1 protein-coding gene is annotated in these 1,693 nt (G+C 46.8%); it reads right to left on the bottom strand.

The features are described 5' to 3' along the window. Nucleotides 1-279: 279 nt before the first annotated feature. Nucleotides 280-1,581 carry an IS110 family transposase gene (locus tag D7X94_RS17865; protein ID WP_120429166.1) on the bottom strand — a complete coding sequence of 434 codons (1,302 nt, stop codon included), beginning with the start codon at nucleotides 1,579-1,581 and terminating at the stop codon, nucleotides 280-282. Nucleotides 1,582-1,693 lie beyond the last annotated feature (112 nt).

The following is a 1,693-nucleotide window of genomic DNA, read 5'->3' as shown; positions in this document are numbered from 1 at the left end:
CCTCCTATCTCAATATTTGAAATTTGTCAATATATCTCCCGACATATTTTTGTTTTTGTGTTTTTATATCATCATCCCTTAATGGATGTAATGACTATTATCTCTGCCGCTGCTTATCCATACACTTACCCTATCAGTTCTCGCTGGGTCTATGCCCTGACATTCCTTCATTCTGCTTTATGGATAAAGGCACGGGACAGACTTGTGCTTAATTGCTGCCTCTTCGGGCTGATGGAGGTGTCCTCCTTGTCCCCGCGCCATTACCGGCTCCCTTTATTCTCAGGCGGCAGCTTTCAGCTGCTCTCTGCGGACATTCCCAAATACTTTGTCCGGATCATACTTCTCTTTCTTCTTTGCCAGCGCATGGATCAGCGTCAGTATCTTCTTGCTGATAACGATAAGCGCCTGCATCTTCCGCAGAGGGGCTTTCTCCCTCGTTTTCAGGTAATGGTATAACTGTTTCATCTCATCGTTTGTCGCAACCATTGTCAGCGCCATCTGGTAAAGCACACTCCGCAGGTTCTTCCTTCCCCTTTTAGATATTTTTGTCCTGCTTTTGTTCTTGCCGGAACTGTCTTCTACCAGGTTATATCCTGCCATGCGGCTCATCTGGCGCGGGTTCTCAAATCTTGACGGGTCCCCAAGTTCACCCAGGCATGATGCCAGTGTCACAACGCCTATCCCTTTTATGCTTAGCAGGAACTCCGCATAGTCTGTTTTCCCTAATGCGGCTGACATCTCCCCCTCCAGTTCTTCTGTCTGCTTTTCCAGCAGTTCCAATTCTTCCAGCATAAGCCGCAACTTCAGCCTTGCGGCATCCTCCCCGTAATCCACCCCGATAGATTCTTCCGCCGCATCGACAAGCTGCATGGCTTTCTTTCTCCCTACCGTTTTCTTTACTGCTTTTTTTATCTCCTGCGTGACGCCGTCTTCACCCAGTTTAAGAATAAACTTGGGGAACGGGCAGGTTTTTAATATATGGCGGGACGCCTTGCCGGAAAGGGGGCGTTTGAACACTTCTGCGTACTCCGGGAAAAATTCATCCATTACCGCAGTTATGGCATTCTTTAGTGCATTTTTCCGCTTATTTAACCCGGTCCTTGTTGTAGACAGCCCACGCAGTTGCGCATAGACATCATGGGGCAGGTACAGTTCAAAATACCTCCCGTCCTTCACCAGCTTCGCAATCGTCAGCGCATCCTTCTTATCTGACTTCGTCTGGCTGTTGTCATCAAGCTCTTTCGCCTGCTTTGTCGCATACGGGTTCACAAGGACAGCCTTTATCCCCTCCTGCTTATCGAGCCAGTTTGCAAACGCTTTCCAGTAATGCCCCGTTGGCTCCATCCCGACAACGGCTTCTGCAAAATTTTCTTCCTTGCATATCTCCCGGATTCTTGCTAAGATGGTCTCAAAGCCGCCTTTGCTGTTTTTGAATTTCAGGGCACGGCTATGCTCTATGCCCCTGAAATCAACAAACCTTGCCCACTGGTCGTTCTTGGCAATGTCCACGCCAACTACAAGAGTATTGGTTGTGATTGCTATTACTTTTTGTTTCAGGCGGTCTTCATATTTTACTTTCATTGCTATAAAATCTCCTTTGTTTTTTGGTGTATTAAGTCGCGAAACTCATATACATCATACGGGGAGATTTTATTTTTTCAAAGTTCAAATTTCATTCTCTATAGGAATGCTT

The organism is Acutalibacter sp. 1XD8-33 (assembly GCF_003612555.1).
GTDB lineage: Bacteria > Bacillota > Clostridia > Oscillospirales > Acutalibacteraceae > Acutalibacter.
Note: the sequence above shows the minus strand (reverse complement) of the source record. Positions and strands in the feature narration are given on the sequence as shown.